Here is a 24522-nt window from a genome sequence, read left to right on the forward strand (position 1 = left end):
GAGGCGGCTCGTGCGCCGTACCGTATTCAACGAGGACCACGAGGCGTTCCGGGAGACCATCCGGGCCTTCATCGAGGCCGAGGTCGTCCCGGTCTACGACGAGTGGTTCGCGGCCGGCCAGGCGCCCCGCGACTTCTACTACAAGCTCGGCGAGCTGGGCATCTTCGGCATCAACGTGCCCGAGGAGTTCGGCGGCGCGGGCCTGGACACCCACAAGTTCGAGGCGGTCCTCTACGAGGAGACCTCGCGCGCGGGCGTCCAGTTCGGCGGCTCCGGCGTCCACGTCCTGCTGGCCCTGCCGTACCTGAAGATGCTGGCCACCGAGGACCAGAAGAAGCGCTACCTGCCGAAGTTCGTCTCCGGCGAGGAGATGTGGGCGCTCGCCATGACCGAGCCGGGCACCGGCTCCGACGTCGCGGGCATGAAGACCACCGCCAAGCTCTCCGAGGACGGCACCCACTACGTCCTCAACGGCGCCAAGACCTTCATCACCGGCGGCGTCCACGCCGACCGCGTGATCGTCTGCGCCCGCACCTCCGCCCCGTCGGCCGAGGACCGCCGCTTCGGCATCTCGCTCTTCGCCGTGGACACCAAGTCCGAGGGCTACTCGATCGGCCGCAAGCTCGACAAGCTGGGCCTGCGCACCTCCGACACCGCCGAGCTGGCGTTCGTCGACGTCAAGGTCCCGGTCGAGGACCTGCTCGGCGAGGAGGGCAAGGGCTTCTCCTACCTCGGCCACAACCTCGCCTCCGAGCGCTGGGGCATCGCCTTCGGCGCCTACGCGCAGGCCAAGGCCGCCGTCCGCTTCGCCCAGCAGTACGTCACGGACCGCACGGTCTTCGGCAAGACGGTCGCCTCCTTCCAGAACACCAAGTTCGAGCTGGCCGCCTGCCAGGCCGAGGTCGACGCCGCCGAGGCCGTCGCGGACCGCGCCCTGGAGGCCCTGGACGCGGGCGAGCTGACCCCGGCCGAGGCCGCGAGCGCCAAGCTGTTCTGCACCGAGGTCGCCCACCGCGTCATCGACCGCTGCCTCCAGCTCCACGGCGGCTACGGCTACATGAACGAGTACCCGATCGCCCGCCTGTACGCCGACAACCGCGTCAACCGCATCTACGGCGGCACCAGCGAGATCATGAAGTCGATCATCGCGAAGTCGATGGGCCTGTAAGTGCCCGAGCCCGAGGCGCACACCTCCGGCGCCCTGGACGTCCTGCTCGATCTGCTCGACCTGGAGCCGATCGAGCGGGACATCTTCCGGGGCCGGTCCCGGTCCTCGCTCGTCCCCCGCGTCTTCGGCGGCCAGGTGGCCGCCCAGGCGCTGGTGGCGGCGGGCCGGACCGTGCCCGAAGACCGTCTCGCGCACTCCCTGCACGCGTACTTCCTGCGCCCCGGCGACCCCGGCGCGCCGATCGTGTACTCGGTCGACCGCATCCGGGACGGGCGCTCCTTCACCACCCGCCGGGTCGTCGCCGTCCAGCACGGGCAGCCGATCTTCCACCTCTCCGCCTCCTTCCAGGCGTACGAGGAGGGGCTCGACCACCAGGCGGACATGCCGGCCGCGCCGGACCCGGAGTCGCTGCCGACGGCCGCCGAGACGCTGCCCCGGCACCTGCCGGAGGACGTGGCCCGGCGCCTGGTCGAGGCGCGGGCCGCCGTCGACCTGCGGTACGCGGACACCCCGCCGTGGGGCTCGGTCGGCGAGCCGCGCGAGCCGCGCTCGCAGGTGTGGTTCCGCACCAACGGCAAACTGGCCGACGACCCGCTCCTGCACGTCTGCCTGGCGACGTACGTCTCCGACATGACGCTGCTCGACTCCGTCCTGCTCGCGCACGGACGGGGCGGCTGGGCCGTCGGGGACGTGGTGGGGGCCTCCCTCGACCACGCGATGTGGTTCCACCGGCCCTTCAGGGCCGACGAATGGCTCCTGTACGACCAGGAGTCGCCCTCCTCCGCCGGCGGGCGCGGCCTCGGCCAGGCCAGGATCTGGACGCGGGACGGGAAGCTGGCCATCTCGGTCATCCAGGAGGGTGTCGTTCGCGTGCCGCGCTCCTGACCGGGCATACGTTCCGACCATGGGCGGAAAGGCGAAGGACGGGACGGGCGTCGCCGAAGGCGGCGGGAACACCGGGAACGGCGAGAGCACCTTCACCGTGCTCGTGGCGGCGGGCGCGAACCTCGGGATCGCCGTCGCCAAGGCCGTGGCCGGCCTCATCAGCGGGTCGAGCGCGATGATGTCGGAGGCGGCCCACTCCCTCGCGGACACGGTCACCGAGGTCATGCTGCTCACCGCGCTCAAGCGGAGCGGGAAGCCGGCCGACGAGGACCATCCGGTCGGGTACGCGGGCGAGCGGTACGTCTGGGCGATGCTGGCGGCCGTCGCGACCTTCGTCGGCGGCGCGGTCTTCTCCGTCTACGACGGGATCCACACCCTCACCCACGGCGAGGAGCTGGGCGACCCGCTCGTCTCGTACGTCGTGCTCGCGGTCGCCTTCCTCCTGGAGGGCTTCTCGCTGCGGACCGGCGTCCGGCAGGTGCGGGCCGAGGCCAGGCAGCGGAAGTCCCCCTTCCTCGCCTATCTGCGGCGCACCCCCGACACCACCGTCAAGGCGGTCGTCATGGAGGACTCGGCCGCCCTCGCCGGACTGCTGCTCGCGGCGGGCGGCCTGCTGGGCGGGCAGCTCACCGGCTCCGGCGTCTGGGACGGCGTCGCCTCGATCCTCATCGGCGCCCTGCTGGTGTACGTGGCCTGGGTCCTCGGCCGCTCCAACGCCGAGCTGCTCGTCGGCCGTCCGCTGCCGAAGGAGACGCGGGACGCCGTGCGCGCGGAGCTGCTGTCCGTCCCGCAGGTCGCGGGCGTGCTCGATCTGACCACCCTCATCCAGGGGCCGGGCGAGGCACTGATCGCCGCGAAGATCGACTTCCGGGACGGGGCCACGGCCGAGGAGATCGAGTGGGCCTGTGAGGAGGCCGAGAACCGGCTCCACGCGCGCGTGCCCGCGGTCCGCCGGGTGTACCTGGACCCGACGCCGGGCCGGGACCGGCGCGGGCCGGAGTGAGGCCGGGGAGCCGTGTGCCCGTGGATCGGCCCGATCAGCCCAGACCGGCCGCGTCGAGCAGGTACGCGGTCATCGGCTCGTAGTAACGGGGGTCAAGGACGTGGTCGTCGAGCGGGATCGTGACCTGCATGGTGCCCTCGGCCTCGCCCAGGAAGAGGGCGGGGTCGTTGCAGTCCGCGTAGCCGACGGAGTCGATGCCGCGCTGGCCCGCGCGCCCGGCCCAGCCGTGGTCCGCGACCACCAGGTCGGGCGCGGGCTCGCCGAGCACCTCCAGGCCGTCCAGGATCGCGTTCATCGGCTCCGGGGAGTGGGTGTGCCAGAGGCTGGCGCCCCGCTCGAAGACGGCGACGTCCGCGAACTGCACGACGTACCCCTCGTCCGCGATCAGGCCGCCGGGGATGCGGACGATGTCGCAGCCCCGGGCGCGCAGCGCGGCCGCGACCCGGCTGTGGACGTCGATGAGGGAGCCGGGGTGGCCGGTCGCGAAGAGGACCCGCTCGCGGCCCTCGGCGGCCTTGCGCAGCCGGGCGGCCGCCCGGTCGAGGGCGTCCACGGTCAGCTCGGGGTCGATGGTGTCCTGGCCGCTCCGGTGGGCCGGGTCGTCGACGACGCCGCACCGCTCGGCCATCACGGCGAGCACGTCCTGCTCGTCGGTCCAGCGGTCGCCGAGCTCCAGGCCGAGCCAGTAGTGCCGGTCGCCGTTGGCGAGCCTTCTGTAGTGGGAGAGGTTGTTGTCGCGCGGGGTGGCGACGTCTCCCGCGATCCGGGTGCGGACGAGGTGCTCGACGAGGGCGGGGCGGCTGAGTATCGGCATGGGACTCATTCTGTCCGAGCCCCGGGCGGGGCGGGGACCGGATTCCGCCTCTCGGACGACCGGGGCCTAACCGGCCGCGAGCGCCCCGAAGGCCCCGTGCGCGAGGCGCCTCAGCAGCTCCTCCATGGGGCGGCGGCCGAGGGCGGCCAGGTGGGGGGTGGAGTTGAGCAGGCCGAAGACCGCGTGGACGGCGGTGCGGGCCTCGCTCTCGGAGGCGTCCGGGTAGAGCTCGCGGACCGCCGTCACCCACAGTTCCACGTACTGCCGCTGGAGCTTGCGGACCCGCTTGCGGTCCTCGTCCCTGAGCCGGTCCAGCTCGCGGTCGTGGAGGGTGATCAGGGGCCGGTCGTCGAGGGCGAAGTCGATGTGCCCGTCGATGAGGGCGCCGAGCAGGGCCCGGGGGTCGCCGCCCGCCTCCCCGACCCGCAGCCGGCCGCCGTCAAGGAGCCGCTCGCTGATGCCGACGAGCAGCTCGGCGAGCATCGCGTCCTTGCCGGGGAAGTGGCGGTAGAGGCCGGGGCCGCTGATGCCGACGGCGGCCCCTATCTCGTCCACGCCCACGCCGTGGAAACCGCGCTCGGCGAAGAGGCGGGCGGCCTCCTTGAGGATCTGCTCGCGGCGCGTGGGGGCGTCGATCCTGCCGCCGGCGGTCGTAGTCGTGGCCATGCGCTTCATCCTAGACAACCCCGTTAGCGCTCGTTAACCTGTCCGCCATACGTTAACGCTCATTAACCGGACAAGGGAGATCGGTCGATGCAGCAGGCACCCGTGCTGGCGAGTGCGGCGGATCCCGCCTCGCCGGCCTGGCAGGCGAACGAGGCCGCGCACCACGAGCTGGCCGCGACCCTGCGCGCCAAGCTCGCGACGGCCGCGCTGGGCGGAGGTGAGAAGTCCCGGGCGCGGCACACCGCACGCGGCAAGCTGCTGCCCCGGGACCGGGTGGACACCCTCCTCGACCCGGGCTCGCCGTTCCTGGAGCTGGCCCCGCTCGCGGCCGACGGCATGTACGGCGGCCAGGCCCCGGCCGCCGGCGTCGTCGCGGGCATCGGCCGGGTCTCCGGCCGCGAGTGCGTGATCGTCGCGAACGACGCCACCGTCAAGGGCGGCACCTACTACCCGATGACGGTGAAGAAGCACCTGCGGGCCCAGGAGGTGGCGCTGGAGAACCGTCTCCCCTGCCTCTACCTGGTCGACTCCGGCGGCGCCTTCCTGCCGATGCAGGACGAGGTCTTCCCCGACCGGGAGCACTTCGGCCGCATCTTCTACAACCAGGCCCGGATGTCCGGCGCGGGCATCCCGCAGATCGCGGCCGTCCTCGGCTCCTGCACGGCCGGCGGCGCGTACGTGCCCGCGATGAGCGACGAGGCCGTGATCGTGCGGAACCAGGGCACGATCTTCCTCGGCGGCCCGCCGCTCGTGAAGGCCGCGACCGGCGAGGTCGTCACCGCCGAGGAGCTGGGCGGCGGCGAGGTCCACTCCCGGATCTCCGGCGTCACCGACCACCTCGCCGAGGACGACGCCCACGCCCTGCGGATCGTGCGGAACATCGTCGCCACGCTCCCCGGGCGCGGCCCGCTCCCCTGGCCGGTCGAGCCGGCCGAGGAGCCGAAGGCCGACCCGTACGGGCTGTACGGGGCCGTGCCCGTCGACTCCCGCACCCCCTACGACGTGCGCGAGGTCATCGCCCGGGTCGTCGACGGCTCCCGCTTCCAGGAGTTCAAGGCCGAGTACGGGCAGACCCTCGTCACCGGCTTCGCCCGCATCCACGGGCACCCGGTCGGGATCGTCGCCAACAACGGCATCCTGTTCGCCGAGTCCGCCCAGAAGGGCGCGCACTTCATCGAGCTGTGCGACCAGCGCGGCATCCCGCTGGTGTTCCTCCAGAACATCACCGGCTTCATGGTCGGCAAGGCGTACGAGCACGGCGGCATCGCCAAGCACGGCGCCAAGATGGTCACGGCCGTGGCCACCACCCGGGTCCCGAAGCTGACCGTGGTCGTCGGCGGCTCGTACGGCGCGGGCAACTACTCGATGTGCGGCCGGGCGTACTCGCCCCGCTTCCTGTGGATGTGGCCCAACGCCAAGATCTCCGTCATGGGCGGCGAGCAGGCCGCCTCCGTCCTCGCGACCGTCAAGCGCGACCAGCTCGGCGACGACTGGAGCGCGGAGGAGGAAGAGGCCTTCAAGGCCCCGATCCGCGAGCAGTACGAGACCCAGGGCAGCGCCTACTACGCGACCGCGCGGCTCTGGGACGACGGGGTCATCGACCCCCTGGAGACCCGGCAGGTCCTCGGCCTCGCCCTGACCGCCTGTGCCAACGCGCCCCTGGGTGACCCCCAGTTCGGCGTCTTCCGGATGTGAGAGGGCCCCAGGAGATGTCCCAGGAGATGCAGTCCACGGATGTGAGGGGCCCCGGGGAGACACCGTCCACGGGTGCGAGGGGATCCCAGGAGAGGGAGATGCGGTCCATGTTCGACACCGTCCTCGTCGCCAACCGGGGCGAGATCGCGGTCCGGGTCATCCGCACCCTGCGGGAGCTGGGCGTGCGCTCGGTGGCCGTGTACAGCGACGCGGACGCCGACGCCCGGCACGTGCGGGAGGCGGACACGGCGGTGCGGATCGGCCCGCCGCCGGCGGCCGAGTCGTACCTGTCCGTGCCCGCGCTGCTGGACGCGGCCCGCCGCACCGGCGCGCAGGCCGTCCACCCCGGCTACGGCTTCCTCGCGGAGAACGCCGCCTTCGCGCGGGCCTGCGCCGAGGCGGGGCTCGTCTTCATCGGCCCGTCCGCCGAGGCGATCTCCCTGATGGGCGACAAGATCCGGGCGAAGGAGACCGTGAAGGCGGCGGGCGTGCCCGTCGTCCCGGGCGCCGCCGACCCCGAACTGGCCGAGGCCGCCCGCGAGCTGGGCGCGCCCGTGCTGCTCAAGCCCAGTGCGGGCGGCGGCGGCAAGGGCATGCGGCTCGTGCGGGACCTGGCGGTCCTGGACGAGGAGATCGCGGCGGCCCGGCGCGAGGCCCGCGCCTCCTTCGGCGACGACACGCTGCTCGTGGAGCGGTGGATCGACGGGCCCCGGCACATCGAGATCCAGGTCCTGGCCGACGCCCACGGGAACGTGCTGCACCTCGGCGAGCGCGAGTGCTCGCTCCAGCGGCGCCACCAGAAGATCGTGGAGGAGGCGCCGAGCGTCCTGCTCACCCCGGAGCTGCGGGCGGCGATGGGCGCGGCGGCGGTGGAGGCGGCCCGGTCCTGCGGCTACGTGGGCGCGGGCACGGTCGAGTTCATCGTCCCGGGCGGCGACCCCGCCTCGTATTACTTCATGGAGATGAACACCCGGCTCCAGGTCGAGCACCCGGTGACCGAGCTGATCACCGGCGTCGACCTGGTGGAGTGGCAGCTGCGGGTCGCCGCCGGGGAGCCGCTGCCCTTCGCGCAGGAGGACGTCCGGCTGGACGGCTGGGCGATCGAGGCCCGGATCTGCGCCGAGGACCCCTCCCGGGGCTTCCTGCCCTCGGGCGGCACGGTCCTGGCGCTGAACGAGCCGCAGGGCGGCGGAGCGCGTACGGACTCGGGTCTGAGCGAGGGCACGGAGGTCTCGTCCCTCTACGACCCGATGCTGTCGAAGGTCATCGTGCACGCCCCGGACCGCCCCACGGCCCTGCGCCGCCTGCGCGCGGCCCTCGCGGACACGGTCACCCTCGGCGTCCCCACCAACGCGGGCTTCCTGCGGAGGCTGTTGGCCCACCCGGACGTGGTCTCCGGAGACCTGGACACCGGTCTGGTGGAGCGCGAGGCGGAGGGTCTCGTCCCCAAGGACGTGCCCGCGGAGGTGTACGCGGCGGCGGCGGCCGTACGGCTCGCGGAGCTGGCCCCGGCGCCCCGGGACGGCTGGACCGACCCCTTCTCGGTGCCGAACGGCTGGCGCCTGGGCGGCGCTCCGGCCCCGCTCGCCTTCCCCGTACGCGTACCGGGCCTCGAACCGGTCACGGTCGAGGCGCCGCCCGGCGCCCGGGTCACGGACGCCTGGGTGACGGTCGTCGTGGACGGGGTCGCCCACACGTTCCACCGGGCCGGTGCCTGGCTCGGCCGGGACGGGGACTCCTGGCACGTGCTCGACCACGACCCGGTCGAGGCCGCGCTCAGCGGCGCCGGGCACGGCGGGGCCGACACCCTTGCCGCGCCGATGCCCGGCACCGTGACCGTGGTGAAGGTGGCCGTCGGGGACGAGGTGGAGGCCGGGCAGAGCCTGCTCGTCGTGGAGGCGATGAAGATGGAGCACGTCATCTCCGCCCCGCACGCCGGCACCGTCACCGAGCTGGACGTCACGCCCGGCACCACCGTCGCCATGGACCAGGTCCTGGCCGTCGTCACCCCGCACGAGACCCCCGGGGAGGACGCGTGAGCGCCGGACTGCCGATGACCGTCCCCGGCCGCGGGCTCCCCGCCCGGGTCCGGATCCACGAGGTCGGGGCCCGCGACGGCCTCCAGAACGAGAAGGGCGCCGTCCCGACGGAGGTGAAGGCGGAGTTCGTCCGGCGCCTGGCCGCCGCCGGGCTGTCCACCGTCGAGGCGACGAGCTTCGTGCACCCCAAGTGGGTGCCCCAACTGGCCGACGCCGAGGACCTGTTCCCGCTGGTCCGCGACCTCCCGGTCCGCCTCCCGGTCCTGGTGCCGAACGAGCGCGGGCTCGACCGGGCGCTCGCGCTCGGCGCCCGGGAGATCGCGGTCTTCGCCTCGGCCACCGAGTCCTTCGCGAAGGCCAACCTCAACCGGACCGTCGACGAGGCCCTCGCCCTCTTCGCGCCGACCGTCATCCGGGCCATAGAGGCCGGTCTGAAGGTCCGCGGCTATCTGTCGATGTGCTTCGGCGACCCCTGGGAGGGCCCGGTCCCGATCGAGCAGGTCGTCCGGGTCACCAAGGCCCTCGCCGACATGGGCTGCGACGAGCTGAGCCTCGGCGACACCATCGGCGTGGCGACCCCAGGGCACGTGGAGGCCCTGCTCACCGCGCTGAACGAGGCCGGGATCCCCACCTCCCGCCTCGCCGTGCACTTCCACGACACCTACGGACAGGCCCTGTCCAACACCCTGGCCGCGCTGCGGCACGGGGTGACCACGGTCGACGCCTCCGCCGGCGGCCTCGGCGGCTGCCCGTACGCGAAGAGCGCGACCGGCAACCTCGCCACCGAGGACCTCGTGTGGATGCTCGACGGCCTCGGCATCGAGACCGGGGTCGACCTGGCCGCCCTCACCGCCACGAGCGTGTGGATGGCCGAACAGCTGGGCCGACCGAGCCCGTCCCGTACCGTCCGCGCCCTCTCCCACAAGGAGTGAACAGCCCCATGTCCCTCGACCACCGGCTCTCCGCCGAGCACCAGGAACTCCGCCGCACCGTCGAGGCGTTCGCCCACGACGTGGTCGCGCCGAAGATCGGCGACTACTACGAGCGGCACGAGTTCCCGTACGAGATCGTCCGCGAGATGGGCCGCATGGGCCTGTTCGGGCTGCCGTTCCCCGAGGAGTACGGCGGCATGGGCGGCGACTACCTGGCCCTCGGGATCGCCCTGGAGGAGCTGGCCCGGGTCGACTCCTCGGTGGCCATCACCCTGGAGGCGGGCGTCTCGCTCGGCGCGATGCCGCTCCATCTCTTCGGCACCGAGGAGCAGAAGCGGGAGTGGCTGCCGAGGCTGTGCGCGGGCGAGCTCCTGGGCGCGTTCGGCCTGACCGAGCCCGGCGCGGGCTCGGACGCGGGCGGCACCCGCACGACGGCCGTCCGCGACGGCGACGAGTGGGTCATCAACGGCTCGAAGTGCTTCATCACCAACTCGGGCACGGACATCACGGGCCTGGTGACGGTCACGGCGGTCACCGGCCACAAGCCGGACGGCCGCCCGCTGATCTCCTCCATCATCGTCCCCTCCGGCACCCCCGGCTTCACGGTCGCGGCCCCGTACTCGAAGGTCGGCTGGAACGCCTCGGACACCCGCGAGCTCTCCTTCACCGACGTCCGGGTCCCGGTCGGCAACCTCCTCGGCGAGGAGGGCCGCGGCTACGCGCAGTTCCTCCGCATCCTGGACGAGGGCCGGATCGCCATCGCGGCGCTCGCGACGGGCCTCGCGCAGGGCTGTGTGGACGAGTCCGTGAAGTACGCGAAGGAACGTCACGCCTTCGGCCGCCCGATCGGCGACAACCAGGCCATCCAGTTCAAGATCGCGGACATGGAGACCCGGGCGCACATGGCCCGGATCGGCTGGCGGGACGCCGCCTCGCGCCTGGTCATGGGCGAGCCCTTCAAGAAGGAGGCGGCCATCGCGAAGCTGTACTCCTCCACGGTGGCCGTGGACAACGCCCGCGAGGCGACCCAGATCCACGGCGGCTACGGCTTCATGAACGAGTACCCGGTGGCCCGCATGTGGCGCGACTCGAAGATCCTGGAGATCGGCGAGGGCACCAGCGAGGTGCAGCGGATGCTGATCGCGCGGGAGTTGGGCCTGTCGGCCTGATCCCGTGCGCGCGAGGGCCCGTCGTTCCCGTGAAGGGGGCGGCGGGCTCCGTCGTGTCCGGCTCCGGGCACCCCGACCGACCGGCAATTATGAGGTTAGGCTAACCTATGTTCGCCGCCGATCGAGTCGGCCCCGCACGCCCGGGAGACCCGTACTGAAAAGGTGCCCGCCCCATGACGCACGCCGAGACCGCCCCCTTCCGGTTCTTCTCGCTCCGGGTCGACCGGACGCGACGGCTCGGCCCGTCCCTGGTCCGGGTCACCTTCACCGGGGAGGACCTGAAGGACTTCGCCGCCGGCGGCCGCGACCAGTCGCTCTCCCTCTTCCTGCCGCACCCCGGCCAGGATGCCCCCGTCCTGCCGCCCCTGGACGGGCAGGACATGTACGCGATCCTCGGCGCCTGGCGGGCGATGCCCCACGGGGAGCGGGCCGTGATGCGCTCGTACACCGCCCGCGAGCAGCGCACCGGACCGGACGAGCTGGACATCGACTTCGCCCTCCACGAGGACGGCGGCCCGGCCTGCCGCTGGGCCGGGAGCGCCGGGCCCGGCGACCGGGTGGTCGTCCTCGGCCCCGCCGTGGCCGACAACACGGCCGTTCGTTTCCGGCCACCCGAGGACGCCGACTCCGTCGTCGTCTGGGCGGACGAGACGGCCCTCCCGGCGGCCTCGGCGATCCTGGAGTGGCTGCCGGCCGGGACCCGCGCCCGGGTCTTCCTGGAGGTCCCGCACTCCGGCGACCGGACCGCGCTGCCGACCGCCGCCGACGCCGAGGTCACCTGGCTCGTACGGGAGGAGGGGGCGCCGTCCGCCGTGGACGCGGTGCGCGGGGCCGAACTGCCCGGCGACTCCCCGTACGTCTGGATCGCGGGCGAGTCCGGGTCGGTGAAGGCGCTGCGCAGGCACTTCGTGCGGGAGCGCGGACTCGACCGGCGCCGGGTGACGTTCGTCGGGTACTGGCGCGAGGGGCTGTCCGAGGACGCCCTGCGCGAGGTGCCGGACGAGACGCGGGAGGACGCGGCGCGCGACGGGGCGGTGCGGGACGAGACGACCCGCACCGAGACGGCCCGCGACGAGAAGGTCCGCGACGAGTCGTAGGCCCGGCCCGCCTCCGCACCCGCCCCTCCTCCCCGTCACGTAATCCATCTCACTCAAGCCACCCCGGTCCAGGGTGGCTTGAAGGCACCGGATATCAGAAAATTAGGTTAGGCTCACCTACATTCCACTGATCGCCTCCCCCCGGCAGTCCCCCACGTCCCCTCAGCGTTTCCTCCCGAAAGGGTCCCCGCATGCGCTCCCACCTGCTCAACGGCACCACGGCGGAGAGCTATCGTCGCTCCGCCACCGAAGGCGTCGAGCGGGTGGCGGACAAACTCGCCTCGGTGCGCGGGCCGTTCACCGGCACCACCCCCGCCGAGCTGGCCCCCGTCATCGACGCCGTCGACCTCGACCGGCCACTCGGGGACGTCTCCGCCGCCCTCGACGAGCTGGAGGACGTCTACCTCCGCGACGCCGTCTACTTCCACCACCCCCGCTACCTCGGCCACCTGAACTGCCCGGTCGTCATCCCCGCCGTCGTCGGCGAGGCCGTCCTCTCGGCGGTCAACTCCTCCCTGGACACCTGGGACCAGAGCGCCGGCGGCACCCTCATCGAGCGGAAGCTGATCGACTGGACCAACGGCCGGGCCGGCTTCGGGCCCGCCGCCGACGGCGTGTTCACCAGCGGCGGTTCGCAGTCCAACCTCCAGGCCCTGCTGCTCGCCCGCCAGGAGGCCAAGACGGACGACCTGTCGAAGCTCCGGATCTTCTCCTCCGAGTGCAGCCACTTCAGCGTCCAGAAGTCGGCCGGCCTCCTCGGCCTCGGCGCCGGGGCCGTCGTCTCCGTCCCGGTCGACGCGGAGAAGCGGATGCGGGCCACCGCCCTCGCCGCCGAGCTGGCCGCCTGCCGCGCCGAGGGCCTGGTCCCGATGGCGATCGTGGCCACCGCCGGCACCACCGACTTCGGCTCCATCGACCCGCTGCCCGAGATCGCCGCCCTGGCCGACGAGTACGGCGCCTGGATGCACGTCGACGCCGCCTACGGCTGCGGACTGCTCGCCTCCCCCACCCGGCGCCACCTCCTGGACGGCATCGAGCGGGCCGACTCGGTCACCGTCGACTTCCACAAGTCCTTCTTCCAGCCGGTGAGTTCCTCCGCGCTCCTGGTTCGCGACGGCGTCACCCTGCGCCACGCGACCTACCACGCGGACTACCTCAACCCGCTCCGCACGGTCGCCGAGAAGATCCCGAACCAGGTCGACAAGTCCCTCCAGACCACCCGCCGCTTCGACGCGCTCAAGCTCTGGATGACCCTGCGGGTGATGGGCGCCGACGGCGTCGGCGGGCTCTTCGACGAGGTCTGCGACCTGGCCCGGCAGGGCCACGCGCTGCTCGCCGCCGACTCCCGCTACGAGGTCGTGGTCGAGCCGAGCCTCTCCACGCTCGTCTACCGCTACGTCCCCGCCGGCGACGCCGACCCCGAGGACGTCGACCGGGCCAACCTGCACGCCCGCGAGGCCCTGTTCGCCTCCGGCGAGGCCGTCGTCGCCGGGACCAAGGTCGACGGCCGCCAGTACCTCAAGTTCACCCTGCTCAACCCCGAGACCACCGCCGCCGACATCGCGGCCGTCCTCGATCTGATAGCCGGCCACGCCGAGCAGTACCTGGGAGAGAACCTTGTCCACGCCTGAGAAGGCCCTGTCCGAGACGGCCGCGTCCGGGACCGCCGCACACGACACGGCTCGGATCCACGACTTCATCGGCATCGGGCTCGGTCCGTTCAACCTCGGACTCGCCTGCCTGACCGAGCCGATCGACGAGCTGGACGGCCTCTTCCTGGAGTCCAAGCCCGGCTTCGAGTGGCACTCCGGGATGTTCCTGGAGGGCGCGCACCTCCAGACCCCGTTCATGTCGGACCTGGTCACCCTCGCGGACCCGACCTCGCCGTACTCCTTCCTCAGCTACCTGAAGGAGAAGGGCCGCCTGTACTCGTTCTACATCCGGGAGAACTTCTACCCGCTGCGGACCGAGTACAACGACTACTGCCGCTGGGCCGCCGACAAGCTCACCTCGATCCGCTTCTCGACCACGGTCACCGCCGTCACCTTCGACGGGGCCGCCGAGGTGTACGAGGTGGCCACCGAGGGCGGCGCGACGTACCGCGCCCGCCGGATCGTCCTGGGCACCGGCACCCCGCCGTACGTCCCCGAGACCTGCCGGGACCTCGGCGGCGACCTGATCCACAACTCGCGCTACCTGCAGAACAAGGCGGAGCTCCAGAAGAAGCGGACCATCACCCTGGTCGGCAGCGGCCAGAGCGCCGCCGAGATCTACTACGACCTCCTGAGCGAGATCGACGTCCACGGCTACCGGCTCAACTGGGTGACCCGCTCCCCGCGCTTCTTCCCGCTGGAGTACACCAAGCTCACCCTGGAGATGACGTCCCCGGAGTACGTGGACTACTTCCACGCGCTGCCCGAGCGAACCCGCTACCGCCTGGAGACCGAGCAGAAGGGCCTCTTCAAGGGCATCGACGGCGAGCTCATCAACGCCATCTTCGACCTGCTCTACCAGAAGAACCTGAACGGCCCCGTGCCCACCCGGCTCCTCACCAACTCCGCGCTGCACAGCGCCGCGTACGACGAGGAGAGCGGCACGTACGCGCTCGGCCTGCGCCAGGAGGAGCAGGAGAAGGACTTCGCCCTGGAGACCGACGGCCTGATCCTGGCCACCGGCTACAAGTACAGCGTCCCCGCCTTCCTGGAGCCGGTCCGCGACCGCCTCCGCTGGGACGGGCAGGGCCGCTTCGACGCCGCCCGCAACTACGCGATCGACACGACGGGCCGCGGGATCTTCCTCCAGAACGCCGGCGTCCACACCCACTCGATCACCTCGCCCGACCTCGGCATGGGCCCGTACCGGAACACCTACATCATCGGCGCGATGCTGGGCTACGAGTACTACCCCGTCGAGAAGACCATCGCCTTCCAGGAGTTCGCCGTATGAGCGTCCGCTTCCGCCCGCTCGACCCCGTCCAGGACGCGGAGCTGCTCCACGGCTGGGTCACCCACCCCAAGGCCGCCTTCTGGATGATGCAGGACGCGAGCCTGGAGGACGTCGTGCGCGAGTACACGGCCTTCGCCGCGAACCCGCACCACGAGGCGTTCGTCGGCCTGGTCGACGGGGTCCCCGCGATCCTCATGGAGCGCTACGACCCGGCCCACCTGGAGCTGGTCGGCCTCTACGACCCGAAGCCGGGCGACGTCGGCATGCACTTCCTGGTCGCGCCCACCGACACCCCCGTGCACGGCTTCACCCGCAAGGTGATCACCGCCGTGATGGCGGAGCTGTTCGCCGACCCGGCGACCGCCCGCGTGGTCGTCGAGCCCGACGTCGACAACAAGGCCGTGCACGCGCTCAACGCGGCCGTGGGCTTCGTGCCCGAGCGCGAGATCCAGAAGCCGGAGAAGAAGGCGCTGCTGAGCTTCTGCACCCGGGCGCAGTTCGAGGCCGCCGTGGGAGCCGCCGCATGAGCACCGTTCCGCAGACCACCGACCCCGTGGCCCACCTCACCCCCGGGCGCTGGGCCGACGCCAACCGCGCGCTGATCCGCAAGGGTCTGGCCGAGTTCGCCCACGAGCGGCTGCTCGACCCGCGCGAACGGGGCGACGGCCGGTACGAGGTCCTGTCCGACGACGGCGCGACCGCGTACCGCTTCGCCGCCGACCGGTACGCCCTCGACCACTGGCAGATCGACCCGGCGTCGATCACCCGCCACCGGGGCGACGAGGAACTCCCTCTGGACGCGCTCCTCTTCGTCACCGAGCTGCGCGGCGCCCTCGGCCTGAGCGACGCGATCCTGCCGGTCTACCTGGAGGAGATCTCCTCCACCCTGGCCGGCACGGCCTACAAGGCGACCAAGCCGCGGGTGTCCTCCGCCGACCTGGCCCGCGCCGGCTTCCAGGCGATCGAGACCGGGATGACCGAGGGCCACCCCTGCTTCGTCGCCAACAACGGGCGGCTGGGCTTCGGCGTCGACGAGTTCCGCGCGTACGCCCCCGAGGCGGCGAGCGACATCCACCTGGTCTGGCTGGCCGCCCGCCGCGACCGGGCCGCCTTCACCGCCGGGGCGGGCATCGACTACGAGACCTTCGTCCGCGCCGAGCTGGGCGACGCGGCGGTGGACGGCTTCGCGGCGGTCCTGGCCGCCCGCGGCCTGGACCTCGCCGATTACCTCCTCATGCCGGTCCACCCCTGGCAGTGGTGGAACAAGCTGTCCGTCACCTTCGCCGCCGAGGTGGCGCAGGAGCGCCTGGTGTACCTGGGCGAGGGCGACGACGCGTATCTGGCGCAGCAGTCGATCCGTACCTTCTTCAACACCTCGGACCCGGCCAAGCACTATGTGAAGACGGCCCTGTCGGTCCTCAACATGGGCTTCATGCGGGGCCTTTCGGCCGCCTACATGGAGGCGACCCCGGCGATCAACGACTGGCTGCACGAGCTGATCGAGAACGACCCGGTCTTCAAGGCCGCGCGCTTCTCGATCATCCGGGAGCGGGCGGCGGTCGGCTACCGGCACCTGGAGTACGAGGCCGCCACCGACCGCTACTCCCCCTACCGCAAGATGCTGGCCGCGCTCTGGCGCGAGTCGCCGGTGCCGTCCCTCGCGGAGGGCGAGCGGCTGGCGACGATGGCCTCGCTCCTTCACGTGGACCACGCGGGCGCGTCCTTCGCGGGCGCGCTGATCGCGGAGTCGGGCCTGGAGCCGGCGGTCTGGCTCCGCCGGTACCTGGACGCCTACCTCCTCCCGGTCCTCCACAGCTTTTACGCGTACGACCTGGCGTTCATGCCGCACGGCGAGAACGTGATCCTGGTCCTCGACGAGCGCGGCGCGGTCGTGCGGGCGGTCTTCAAGGACATCGCCGAGGAGATCGTCGTCATGGACCCGGACGCGGTCCTGCCGCAGGCGGTGGAGCGGGTCCGCGCCGAGGTCCCGGAGGACATGAAGCTCCTGTCGGTCTTCACGGACGTCTTCGACTGCTTCTTCCGCTTCATGGCGGCGACGCTCGCGGCGGAGGGCGTCCTCGACGAGGACGGCTTCTGGCGCACGGTCGCGGAGCGCGTGCGCGGCTACCAGGAGGAGCACCCGGAGTTCGCGGCCCGCTTCGAGCGGTACGACATGTTCGCGGAGACCTTCGCCCTGTCGGCCCTCAACCGCCTCCAGCTGCGCAACAACAAGCAGATGGTGGACCTCTCGGACCCGTCGGCGGCCCTCCAGCTCGTCGGCGACCTGGTGAACCCGATCACCCGCTTCGCCTGACCCGAGGACCTTCCCGAGACCGGTGCGGGCCCCGACGGAGTACGGTCACTCCGCCGGGGCCCGCACCTTTCGTTCCCTACCGACGGTCACCCCCCTCCGTAGGGGCAGGAGTCCCCGTCCTCGCGCGGGCAGGCGATGAGCGCGCGTGACACGTACTGCTGCGCCTTCGAGCAGTAGCCGAGCACCACGTCTTTCCCGGCCTGTCAGCCGCAGCGTCTCCCGGGCGCGCTGGAGCCGGTCCCAGACCGGGAAGTGCTCCTGGTCCACGGGAGGGTTCTGGGTCAGCTCCCCCTCGATCCAGGAGGCGGCCTCCTCCACGTCGGCGTACGTGGCCACCACCTGGGCGGCGGACCGCCGCAGCCAGTCCTTGATCTCGATCGGCGGGTGGTCGGCCGGTACTTCACCGCGCCCGATCGCCGAGTCCGGGTAGGACCGGCCGGTGTACGCGTACGCGTGCCAGTGCCGTGATGCGGGCCCCCGTCATCCCGCGACACGGGCGGCGGCCTTCCGCGCGACCTCGGCCACGCGCCCGGGTTCCAGGAGCAGGAGGGCCCCGATCAGGCACTCGCGCGTCATCTCGGACGCCAGCCAGTGGAACGTGCGCTCCTTGAGCGCGAACGTCAGGTGCAGGGAGGGCTCCCCGCCCACGGCGTACGGCGAGTGGACGTAACCGCGCGGCAGCCAGAAGACGTCACCGGGCTCCAGAGCGAACGACTGGCCGGGAGCCGTTCCAGCCACGGGCGAAGGCGGTGATCTCCTCCGCGCTCATCCGCAGCTCCCGGCCGGCTCCCTCGGGCTTGCTGTCACCGAGCGCGTATCCGCCGCCGTGCGGCTCGGCGAGCGTGATGCGGCTCTCCATGTTCCCGTCGCTGTCCGCTCCGCCGCCGCAGAGCGCGGCGAAGTCGCCGGACACCTCCCGCTCGTACAGATCACTCATTGCCGTGGGTCTCCTGTCTCTGTCCTCGATGTCTTCGATGGGGACTGGGTCCCGCCCCCGGACGGTCTTGCCGGACATCACCGGGGGCGGGACGCGACCGCCGCCCCTGGAACGAGGGAGCGGAGTCATGGGGGTTCACCCGGGAGGGCGGAGAACCTCGACCGGGCCCGTTTATGCAGGTCAGAGCAGCTTCTCCGGTGGAGCTTCCACCTTGAGGGTCATCTTCGGCGGGTCGTTCTGCGTACGGAAGACCTCACCGAGCCGGACCGTCTTCCCGTCGGTGTCGGCGACGAAGACGCCGGCGGCGGGGAGGGACGAGGGGTTGTCGCACACGGGCACAGCCGCTCCTCTCTGTAGCGGTTTCACTCCAGGTGGCGTCAGCGTGACCTAGGGTCAGGGCTTCTTCGACTGGCCGACTAATCGCGAGAGAAGGAAGAGTCGTGGTCAATCGCAAGGAGCCGAGGCCGGACGCAAACCGCCGACTCTCCCTTTCTCACGGAAGGGGGACCGAGTGTTCGACACCGCCTCCATAAGGGACTCGTTCGAGTGCAGGTGGCACGAGATGCGACGTGGCAGCCTGCTGGAAGGGTTCCCGGAGTACGTCGGCCACGAGAGGCGGTCGGTCGAAATCCGGCTCTTCGAGATCGGCATCGTTCCAGGCCTCTTGCAGACCCCGGAATACGCTCAAGCACTGGCCACGAGCGACGTGAGACGTGGCTCGGTCACGCGCCAACAGGCCTACGAACGCGTCTCGTTGCTTGCCGAGCGACAGGCAACGGTGGCACGGCAGAACCCATTGCTGGTCGTCGTGCCGGACGAGAGCTGTATCCGCCGCCCTGTCGGCGGGAGGGCGGCGATGGACGCCCAGCTTCAGCAGCTGGTCGCCTTCGCCGATTCGCCCCAGACCATGCCCCGGGTAGCCCCGTTCTCCATCGGAGAACGGGGCTCGTTCGATCTCCCCATCTGCCTGTCCACCTTGGCGGACCGGTCTGTGATCGCGTACGCCGAATCCCACTTGCGGGGGTTGGTGGAGCGGGAGAGCAGCGCCGTACGACCCCTGCTCGCGCGCTTCCTCCAACTCCAGGCCGAATGCCTCTCCCAGGCAGACTCCGCGTCCATGATCGAGCAGGCACGAAAGGGCATGCCGTGACGACCGAATCCTCCCGTTGGTACAAGTCCTCCTACGGCTCCGGCGGCGGCGAGTGCATCGAGGTCGCCACCAACCTCGCCCCCACCCACGGCACCGTCCCCGTCCGCGACTCCAAGCAGCCCGCCGGCCCCGCCCCCGCTTTCGTGGCCTGCGTCCGGGACGGCGGGTTCGGCGTCGGCTGAGGGGCCGTCCGTGCGGCGGTGAAGCCGAAGAGGACGGCCCCTCACCCCACGAGGACCTCGACGGAGATCGTCACCGCCAGTACGACGTACACGGCGCACGCCCCGCAGTTCAGCACGACCGTCGCCTTCGACGAGCCGGTGAGCCGTGTGCGGAAGGAGCCCGCCAGCATCCCGATGCCGCCGTAGAGGACCACCTCCATCAGGACGTTGATCGCGCCGAGGAGGGCCATCTGTGCTCCGGGGTCCTCCGCGTCCCCCAGGAACTGCGGGAGGACCGCGAGGTAGAAGAGGATGATCTTCGGGTTCGTCAGGCTGATCAGCAGCCCGCGCAGGTACCACCGGCCCGATCCGACGTCACCGTGTCCGTCGATCGCGCGGCGCGCGCTGCGCAGGGTCGTGTACGCCAGCCACAGCAGGTAGGCCGCGCCCACGATCCTCACCGCGTCGAGCAGCGACGGGTGCGAGCGGGCGATCTCCCCCAGCCCGGCGACGACGGCTGCGGCGTAGACGCTCATGCCCGTGCCGATGCCCAGGATCGCCTTCAGGGCGGAGCGACGGCCGCCCTCCAGGCCCACCGCGAGCATGTAGGCCATGTCGGGCCCGGGCGGGCCGAGGAAGAGCAGGATCACCGCTATGTAGCCCGGCAGTACCGATAAGTCCACCATCGTCCAGCGCCTCCGGCCTCGTCGTGGTCGCCGTCCGTCTCCCCGTTTCCGTCCGGGCGATTCGGGTTCCGCGCACACGAGGGACGCCCGGCCGGGATCCTGTCCGGCCGGGCGTCCCTTTTCGGCGGGCCGTTACGGCGCCGGCCAGGGCACCTCCGGCGAGCGGTACCAGTCGATGCCGAGGGCCTCGAAGCGCGGGGCCTGTTCGGCGAGGCGGACCTTGTACGCGTCCCAGTCGTGGGTCGCGGCCGGGGACCAGCCCAGTTCGGCCACGCCCGGCAGGCGGGGGAAGGCCATGACGTCGAGGTCGCCGGTGGTGGCGAGGGTCTCCGTCCAGAGGGGGGCCTCGACGCCCCGGACGGCGCTCTCGGGAGCGCCGGGCAGGTAGGCCGCCGGGTTCCAGTCGTAGGACCGGCGGACCTCGACGTATCCGGCCCAGGAGAGGCCGAGCTTCGTCTCCTTCGTGTACTTCATGTCGAGGTAGGTGCGGTCGGCGGGCGAGAGGATCAGGCCGGTGCCGTTCCGCGCGGCGGCGGCGACCCGTTCCTTCTCCTCGGCGGGGGTGCGGTCGAGGCCCCAGTACTGGACGAGGGCGCCGGGGGCGGGGGTGGTGCCGGTGAGCTGGTGCCAGCCGACGACCTTCTTGCCGTACTTGGCGACGACCGGCTGCACCCGGTCCATGAAGGCCACGTAGTCGGCGTGGCTGGTGGAGTGGGCCTCGTCGCCGCCGATGTGGAGGTAGCGGCCGGGGGTGAGGGCGGCGATCTCGCGGATCACGTCGTCGACGAAGTCGTACGTGACCTGCTCGGGCACGCACAGGGAGCTGAAGCCGACCTTGGTGCCGGTGTAGAGAGGCGGGGCGACGCCGTCGCAGTTGAGCTCGGGGTAGGAGGCGAGGGCCGCGTTGGTGTGGCCCGGCACGTCGATCTCCGGGATCACCTCCTGGTGGCGGGAGGCGGCGTACCGGACGATCTCCCGGTACTCCTCCTTGGTGTAGGAGCCGCCGGGGCCGCCGCCGACCTCGGTGGAGCCGCCGTAGGTGGTGAGGCGGGGCCAGGAGTCGACGGCGATGCGCCAGCCCTGGTCGTCGGAGAGGTGCAGGTGGAGGGTGTTCACCTTGTAGAGGGCGAGCTGGTCGATGTACCGCTTCACCTCGTCGACGGTGAAGAAGTGGCGGGCGACGTCGAGCATGGCGCCCCGGTAGGCGTAGCGGGGGGTGTCGGTGATCGTGCCGCCCGCGACCTTCCAGGGGCCCTTCTGGACGGTCCCGCGCTCGACGGCGGAGGGCAGCTGCTGACGCAGGGTCTGGACGCCGCGGAAGAGTCCGGCGGGGCGGTGGGCCGTCAGGGTGATGCCGTCCGGTCCGGAGCGGAGCCGGTAGCCCTCGTCGCCGAGGGCGGTGTCGGCGCCGAGCCGGAGCCGGATGCCGCCGCGGCCCGCCTGCTCGTCGACGACGGGCAGCGGGAGGCCGGTGGCGGGCCGGAGCAGTCCGGCGAGGTAGTCGCCGATCTCCCTGACCTCGCGGGAGGCGGTGTTCACCCCGATGCGGGTGGCGGTGGTGAGGGCGTAGGGCTCGCCCCCGGGGGTGACGGAGGCGGGTACGGGGACGATGCGGCCGAGCGGGCGGACCTCGGGCTCGGCGGCGGCCCGGGGGCCGGGCGCCTTGCCGTCGGCCTCGGCGGCGGCCTCGCCGCAGCCGGCTCCGGCGGCCGCGACCAGGAGCAGGGATCCGATCAGGCGCGGAATCCTTCGGCGCTGTCTCACGGGCGGGCTCCCCTTCGGATGGTCGACGCGTCTGTCGTTTTCTATATCCGAACCGCACCCCTGTGTACCGCTGCCTTCGCCGGAGGCCAAGGTCTAGGCCAATCACCCGATTCGGAGAGGGAAATCGACCTCCCCTGCCCGATTTCGGGCAGGATTCTTGCGTGGGGGCGGAGGTACCCCTCAGTATTCACGGGTGCTCGAACGCCGCCCGTCGCACGACGACCTCATCGACCATCTGGTCCGCAGCACCGCGCTCCAGCGCGGTGAGGCCGCCCGGGTGGTGCTCGACGTGCTGGCGTACTTCGACGAGACGACCGAGGAGTTCGTCCGCCGCCGCCACCGCGAACTGCAGTCCGGCGGGGCCGTGAACGCCGAGATCTTCGAACGGATCGCGGCGGAGCTGCCGCACCGGGCCGTGGCACCGCCGGAGCTCTCGCTCCGGCAGCTGCGCCGGATCGTGTACGGCTGAGCGGCCGCACCTCCCGAAGCATTCGCCCGGGCGGCCGAGTACATCCACTGACCTGGAGGGGTTTCACCTTTATGTGCGGAATTGTCGGTTACATCGGTAAGCGCGACGTGGCACCGCTGCTGCTCGAAGGCCTGCAGCGCCTGGAGTACCGCGGATACGACTCGGCCGGCATGGTCGTCACCAGCCCGAAGGCCACCGGCCTGAAGATGGTGAAGGCCAAGGGCCGGGTCCGTGACCTGGAGGCCCGCGTCCCCAAGCGCTTCACCGGCACCACCGGCATCGCCCACACCCGCTGGGCCACCCACGGCGCGCCGAGCGACGTCAACTCGCACCCGCACCTGGACCCCGAGAACAAGGTCGCCGTCGTCCACAACGGCATCGTGGACAACGCCCAGGAGCTCCGCGCCAAGCTGGAGGCCGACGGCGTCGTCTTCGCCTCCGAGACGGACACCGAGGTCATCACCCACCTCATCGCCCGCTCCCAGGCCGAGACCCTGGAGGAGAAGGTCCGCGAGGCCCTGAAGGTCATCGAGGGCACCTACGGCATCGCCGTGATGCACGCCGACTTCAACGACCGCATCGTCGTCGCCCGCAACGGCTCGCCGGTCATCCTCGGCATCGGCGAGAAGGAGATGCTCGTCGCCTCCGACGTCGCCGCCCTGATCGCCCACACCCGCCAGGTCGTCACCCTCGACGACGGCGAGATGGCCACCCTCAAGGCCGACGACTTCCGCACCTACACGACCTCCGGCGCGACCACCACCGCCACCCCGGAGACCGTCGAGTGGGAGGCCGCCTCCTACGACATGGGCGGCCACGACACCTTCATGCACAAGGAGATCTCCGAGCAGCCCGACGCGGTCGACCGCGTGCTGCGCGGCCGGATCGACGACCGCTTCTCCACCGTGCACCTGGGCGGCCTGAACCTGGACCCGCGCGAGGCCCGCACCATCCGCCGCATCAAGATCCTCGGCTGCGGCACCTCGTACCACGCCGGCCTCATCGGCGCCGGGCTCATCGAGTCCATGGCCCGCATCCCCGCCGACGCCGAGCCGGCCTCGGAGTTCCGCTACCGCAACCCGGTCGTGGACCCCGACACCCTCTACATCGCCGTCTCCCAGTCCGGCGAGACCTACGACGTGCTCGCCGCCGTCCAGGAGCTCAAGCGGAAGGGCGCCCGCGTCCTCGGCGTCGTCAACGTGGTCGGCTCCGCCATCGCCCGCGAGGCCGACGGCGGCGTGTACGTCCACGCGGGCCCCGAGGTCTGCGTCGTCTCCACCAAGTGCTTCACCAACACGGTGACCGCCTTCGCGCTGCTCGCCCTGCACCTCGGCCGCATCCGCGACCTGTCCGTCACCGACGGCAAGCGGATCATCGAGGGCCTGCGCAAGCTGCCCGCGCAGATCCAGGAGATCCTGGAGACCGAGGACGAGATCAAGAAGATCGCCGCGGAGTACGCCGGCGCCCAGTCGATGATGTTCATCGGCCGCGTCCGGGGCTACCCGGTGGCCCTGGAGGCCTCCCTCAAGCTGAAGGAGATCTCCTACATCCACGCCGAGGCCTACCCCGCCTCCGAGCTCAAGCACGGCCCGCTCGCCCTCATCGAGCCGGCCCTGCCGACGGTCGCGATCGTCCCCGACGACGACCTGCTGGAGAAGAACCGCGCCGCCCTGGAGGAGATCAAGGCCCGCAGCGGCCGCATCCTCGCGGTCGCGCACCAGCCGCAGGCCAAGGCCGACCACACCATCGTCGTGCCGAAGAACGAGGACGAGCTGGACCCGATCCTCATGGGCATCCCGCTCCAGCTCTTCGCGTACCACACCGCCCTCGCCATGGGCCGCGACATCGACAAGCCGCGCAACCTGGCCAAGTCCGTCACGGTCGAGTAGCAGCGGGGTCCGGGCCTGTCCCCCGGACCCGCCGCCGGGCCTGTCCCCCGGCGCCGCCCGACCTGACACACGACGGTCCCCGTGCACACACCTCCCGTGCACGGGGACCGTCGTACTTCCCGGACTAGCCCGCGGCGGCCGGGGCGCTCTCCGCCGTCCGGCGCCGGAGCGCCGTCGGCCGGCCCGCGACGGCGGCCGTGGCGCCGTACCAGGCGAGCAGTCCGGCGACGGCGGCGACCCAGCCGCCCGCCTTCCCGAGGCCGCCGTTGCCGGCCAGGGCGTCGATGCCCAGGAGCAGCAGGGCGACGAACAGCAGCCCGTACACGCCCTGTCCGAAGAGCCCGCCGCCCGAGGCCGCCAGGGTCAGCGTGAGCGCGAGGAGCGCCCACAGGAGCAGGAAGACCCCCACGGCATCGGCCGAGGCGCCGCCGCCGACGGCGGTCCCCCAGGTGAACCAGAAGGCGCCCAGCGCCGTGTGCGCCGTGCCCTCCCTGGTGTCACCCGCGCGCAGCGCGAGCAGGCCGGCGAGGAAGAGCGTCACCCCGCCGACCCAGGTGGCGAGGCCCGCGGCGTCCGTCGCCGCGACGTTGTCGATGACACCGGTGCCGCCCAGACCGAAGGCCAGGAGGGTCAGTCCGAGTGCGAGGTGGCCGAGCGTGGAGCTGGTGTTTCCCGCGGCGACGTCGTTGTCCACGGCGGGCTCCCTTCAGATGCGCAGTCGTGCTGCGTGAGCTGCTG

At 71.8% G+C, this 24522-nt stretch carries 24 protein-coding genes; 16 read left to right on the forward strand and 8 right to left on the reverse strand.

Annotated features, from left to right (window positions below; translation table 11 throughout):
- The first annotated feature begins 10 nt into the window (after positions 1-10).
- The 3 genes from AB0398_RS14315 to AB0398_RS14325 are packed head-to-tail and all read left to right on the forward strand — an operon-like array spanning position 11 to position 3056.
- Entirely contained in the window at positions 11-1168 is a 1158-nt protein-coding gene (locus AB0398_RS14315) for an acyl-CoA dehydrogenase family protein (RefSeq protein ID WP_366374892.1), read from the forward strand.
- On the forward strand, positions 1169-2053 hold the full coding sequence (gene tesB / locus AB0398_RS14320; protein WP_366374893.1) for an acyl-CoA thioesterase II: 885 nt from the start codon (positions 1169-1171) through the stop codon (positions 2051-2053).
- A 19-nt stretch (positions 2054-2072) separates the two neighbouring features.
- A complete protein-coding gene (locus AB0398_RS14325; protein ID WP_366374895.1) occupies positions 2073-3056 on the forward strand; it encodes a cation diffusion facilitator family transporter in 984 nt (327 codons plus the stop codon).
- 34 nt (positions 3057-3090) lie between these two features.
- Here the strand turns inward: AB0398_RS14325 and AB0398_RS14330 are convergent, their stop codons facing one another.
- Together AB0398_RS14330 and AB0398_RS14335 are read right to left on the reverse strand one after the other, a co-directional pair.
- Positions 3091-3870 carry a phosphatase gene (locus AB0398_RS14330; protein ID WP_366374897.1) on the reverse strand — a complete coding sequence of 260 codons (780 nt, stop codon included), beginning with the start codon at positions 3868-3870 and terminating at the stop codon, positions 3091-3093.
- Positions 3871-3936: 66 nt separating this feature from the next.
- On the reverse strand, positions 3937-4536 hold the full coding sequence (locus tag AB0398_RS14335) for a TetR/AcrR family transcriptional regulator (RefSeq protein WP_366374898.1): 600 nt from the start codon (positions 4534-4536) through the stop codon (positions 3937-3939).
- Positions 4537-4623: 87 nt separating this feature from the next.
- On the opposite strand from AB0398_RS14335, the gene AB0398_RS14340 reads away from it, so the two are divergent.
- From AB0398_RS14340 to AB0398_RS14380, 9 genes are all read left to right on the forward strand, one after another.
- On the forward strand, positions 4624-6231 hold the full coding sequence (locus AB0398_RS14340) for a carboxyl transferase domain-containing protein (protein WP_366374900.1): 1608 nt from the start codon (positions 4624-4626) through the stop codon (positions 6229-6231).
- A 98-nt stretch (positions 6232-6329) separates the two neighbouring features.
- Positions 6330-8270, forward strand: coding sequence for a biotin carboxylase N-terminal domain-containing protein (locus AB0398_RS14345; RefSeq protein ID WP_366374902.1), 1941 nt, complete (start codon positions 6330-6332; stop codon positions 8268-8270).
- A gap of 14 nt (positions 8271-8284) precedes the next feature.
- The gene (locus tag AB0398_RS14350) at positions 8285-9202 is read left to right on the forward strand and encodes a hydroxymethylglutaryl-CoA lyase (protein ID WP_366375234.1); all 918 of its coding nucleotides are present in this window, start codon (positions 8285-8287) and stop codon (positions 9200-9202) included.
- Between the two features lie 8 nt (positions 9203-9210).
- Positions 9211-10371 (forward strand): acyl-CoA dehydrogenase family protein, encoded by a 1161-nt coding sequence (locus AB0398_RS14355; protein WP_366374904.1) that lies wholly within the window; start codon positions 9211-9213, stop codon positions 10369-10371.
- A gap of 173 nt (positions 10372-10544) precedes the next feature.
- On the forward strand, positions 10545-11468 hold the full coding sequence (locus tag AB0398_RS14360) for a siderophore-interacting protein (protein WP_366374906.1): 924 nt from the start codon (positions 10545-10547) through the stop codon (positions 11466-11468).
- 191 nt (positions 11469-11659) lie between these two features.
- Entirely contained in the window at positions 11660-13099 is a 1440-nt protein-coding gene (locus AB0398_RS14365; RefSeq protein WP_366374908.1) for an aspartate aminotransferase family protein, read from the forward strand.
- A 55-nt stretch (positions 13100-13154) separates the two neighbouring features.
- Positions 13155-14414: a SidA/IucD/PvdA family monooxygenase gene (locus AB0398_RS14370; protein ID WP_366375236.1), complete on the forward strand. Its 1260-nt coding sequence runs from the start codon at positions 13155-13157 to the stop codon at positions 14412-14414.
- Positions 14411-14941 carry a GNAT family N-acetyltransferase gene (locus AB0398_RS14375; RefSeq protein WP_366374910.1) on the forward strand — a complete coding sequence of 177 codons (531 nt, stop codon included), beginning with the start codon at positions 14411-14413 and terminating at the stop codon, positions 14939-14941. The genes AB0398_RS14370 and AB0398_RS14375 overlap by 4 nt, the downstream gene beginning before the upstream one ends.
- A complete protein-coding gene (locus AB0398_RS14380; RefSeq protein WP_366374912.1) occupies positions 14938-16728 on the forward strand; it encodes an IucA/IucC family siderophore biosynthesis protein in 1791 nt (596 codons plus the stop codon). The genes AB0398_RS14375 and AB0398_RS14380 overlap by 4 nt, the downstream gene beginning before the upstream one ends.
- Before the next feature lie 480 nt (positions 16729-17208).
- Here the strand turns inward: AB0398_RS14380 and AB0398_RS14385 are convergent, their stop codons facing one another.
- From AB0398_RS14385 to AB0398_RS14395, 3 genes are all read right to left on the reverse strand, one after another.
- Entirely contained in the window at positions 17209-17466 is a 258-nt protein-coding gene (locus tag AB0398_RS14385; RefSeq protein ID WP_366374914.1) for a cupin domain-containing protein, read from the reverse strand.
- The gene (locus AB0398_RS14390; protein ID WP_366374916.1) at positions 17420-17665 is read right to left on the reverse strand and encodes a DUF397 domain-containing protein; all 246 of its coding nucleotides are present in this window, start codon (positions 17663-17665) and stop codon (positions 17420-17422) included. Before AB0398_RS14390 ends, AB0398_RS14385 begins: the two co-directional genes overlap by 47 nt.
- Positions 17666-17845: 180 nt before the next feature.
- Entirely contained in the window at positions 17846-17998 is a 153-nt protein-coding gene (locus tag AB0398_RS14395; protein WP_366374918.1) for a hypothetical protein, read from the reverse strand.
- Positions 17999-18176: 178 nt separating this feature from the next.
- On the opposite strand from AB0398_RS14395, the gene AB0398_RS14400 reads away from it, so the two are divergent.
- Together AB0398_RS14400 and AB0398_RS14405 are read left to right on the forward strand one after the other, a co-directional pair.
- Complete coding sequence (locus AB0398_RS14400; RefSeq protein ID WP_366374919.1) at positions 18177-18815, forward strand: DUF5753 domain-containing protein; 639 nt, start codon at positions 18177-18179, stop codon at positions 18813-18815.
- A complete protein-coding gene (locus AB0398_RS14405) occupies positions 18812-18997 on the forward strand; it encodes a DUF397 domain-containing protein (protein ID WP_366374921.1) in 186 nt (61 codons plus the stop codon). The genes AB0398_RS14400 and AB0398_RS14405 overlap by 4 nt, the downstream gene beginning before the upstream one ends.
- 41 nt (positions 18998-19038) lie before the next feature.
- Here the strand turns inward: AB0398_RS14405 and AB0398_RS14410 are convergent, their stop codons facing one another.
- Entirely contained in the window at positions 19039-19662 is a 624-nt protein-coding gene (locus tag AB0398_RS14410; protein ID WP_366374923.1) for a LysE family translocator, read from the reverse strand.
- A 132-nt stretch (positions 19663-19794) separates the two neighbouring features.
- On the reverse strand, positions 19795-21426 hold the full coding sequence (locus tag AB0398_RS14415; RefSeq protein ID WP_366374925.1) for a beta-N-acetylhexosaminidase: 1632 nt from the start codon (positions 21424-21426) through the stop codon (positions 19795-19797).
- A gap of 193 nt (positions 21427-21619) precedes the next feature.
- Between AB0398_RS14415 and AB0398_RS14420 the strand changes: the two genes are divergently transcribed.
- Together AB0398_RS14420 and glmS are read left to right on the forward strand one after the other, a co-directional pair.
- Positions 21620-21895 carry a hypothetical protein gene (locus AB0398_RS14420; RefSeq protein WP_030210307.1) on the forward strand — a complete coding sequence of 92 codons (276 nt, stop codon included), beginning with the start codon at positions 21620-21622 and terminating at the stop codon, positions 21893-21895.
- Between the two features lie 71 nt (positions 21896-21966).
- A complete protein-coding gene (gene glmS, locus AB0398_RS14425; protein WP_366374927.1) occupies positions 21967-23784 on the forward strand; it encodes a glutamine--fructose-6-phosphate transaminase (isomerizing) in 1818 nt (605 codons plus the stop codon).
- A gap of 124 nt (positions 23785-23908) precedes the next feature.
- On the opposite strand, the gene AB0398_RS14430 is transcribed toward glmS, so the two are convergent.
- The gene (locus AB0398_RS14430) at positions 23909-24478 is read right to left on the reverse strand and encodes a GPR1/FUN34/YaaH family transporter (RefSeq protein ID WP_366374928.1); all 570 of its coding nucleotides are present in this window, start codon (positions 24476-24478) and stop codon (positions 23909-23911) included.
- Positions 24479-24522: the final 44 nt, after the last annotated feature.

The organism is Streptomyces sp. NPDC086147 (assembly GCF_040702165.1).
Taxonomy (GTDB): domain Bacteria; phylum Actinomycetota; class Actinomycetes; order Streptomycetales; family Streptomycetaceae; genus Streptomyces.

What these genes read in the sequence shown, in the direction of transcription:
- AB0398_RS14390 (WP_366374916.1), bottom strand. Translation starts at nt 17,665, where the DNA reads ATGAGTGATCTGTACGAGCGGGAGGTGTCCGGCGACTTCGCCGCGCTC.
- AB0398_RS14380 (WP_366374912.1), top strand. Translation starts at nt 14,938, where the DNA reads ATGAGCACCGTTCCGCAGACCACCGACCCCGTGGCCCACCTCACCCCC.
- AB0398_RS14325 (WP_366374895.1), top strand. Translation starts at nt 2,073, where the DNA reads ATGGGCGGAAAGGCGAAGGACGGGACGGGCGTCGCCGAAGGCGGCGGG.
- AB0398_RS14335 (WP_366374898.1), bottom strand. Translation starts at nt 4,536, where the DNA reads ATGGCCACGACTACGACCGCCGGCGGCAGGATCGACGCCCCCACGCGC.
- AB0398_RS14410 (WP_366374923.1), bottom strand. Translation starts at nt 19,662, where the DNA reads ATGGTGGACTTATCGGTACTGCCGGGCTACATAGCGGTGATCCTGCTC.
- AB0398_RS14375 (WP_366374910.1), top strand. Translation starts at nt 14,411, where the DNA reads ATGAGCGTCCGCTTCCGCCCGCTCGACCCCGTCCAGGACGCGGAGCTG.
- AB0398_RS14365 (WP_366374908.1), top strand. Translation starts at nt 11,660, where the DNA reads ATGCGCTCCCACCTGCTCAACGGCACCACGGCGGAGAGCTATCGTCGC.
- AB0398_RS14340 (WP_366374900.1), top strand. Translation starts at nt 4,624, where the DNA reads ATGCAGCAGGCACCCGTGCTGGCGAGTGCGGCGGATCCCGCCTCGCCG.
- AB0398_RS14350 (WP_366375234.1), top strand. Translation starts at nt 8,285, where the DNA reads ATGACCGTCCCCGGCCGCGGGCTCCCCGCCCGGGTCCGGATCCACGAG.
- AB0398_RS14360 (WP_366374906.1), top strand. Translation starts at nt 10,545, where the DNA reads ATGACGCACGCCGAGACCGCCCCCTTCCGGTTCTTCTCGCTCCGGGTC.
- AB0398_RS14355 (WP_366374904.1), top strand. Translation starts at nt 9,211, where the DNA reads ATGTCCCTCGACCACCGGCTCTCCGCCGAGCACCAGGAACTCCGCCGC.
- glmS (WP_366374927.1), top strand. Translation starts at nt 21,967, where the DNA reads ATGTGCGGAATTGTCGGTTACATCGGTAAGCGCGACGTGGCACCGCTG.
- AB0398_RS14330 (WP_366374897.1), bottom strand. Translation starts at nt 3,870, where the DNA reads ATGCCGATACTCAGCCGCCCCGCCCTCGTCGAGCACCTCGTCCGCACC.
- AB0398_RS14345 (WP_366374902.1), top strand. Translation starts at nt 6,330, where the DNA reads ATGCGGTCCATGTTCGACACCGTCCTCGTCGCCAACCGGGGCGAGATC.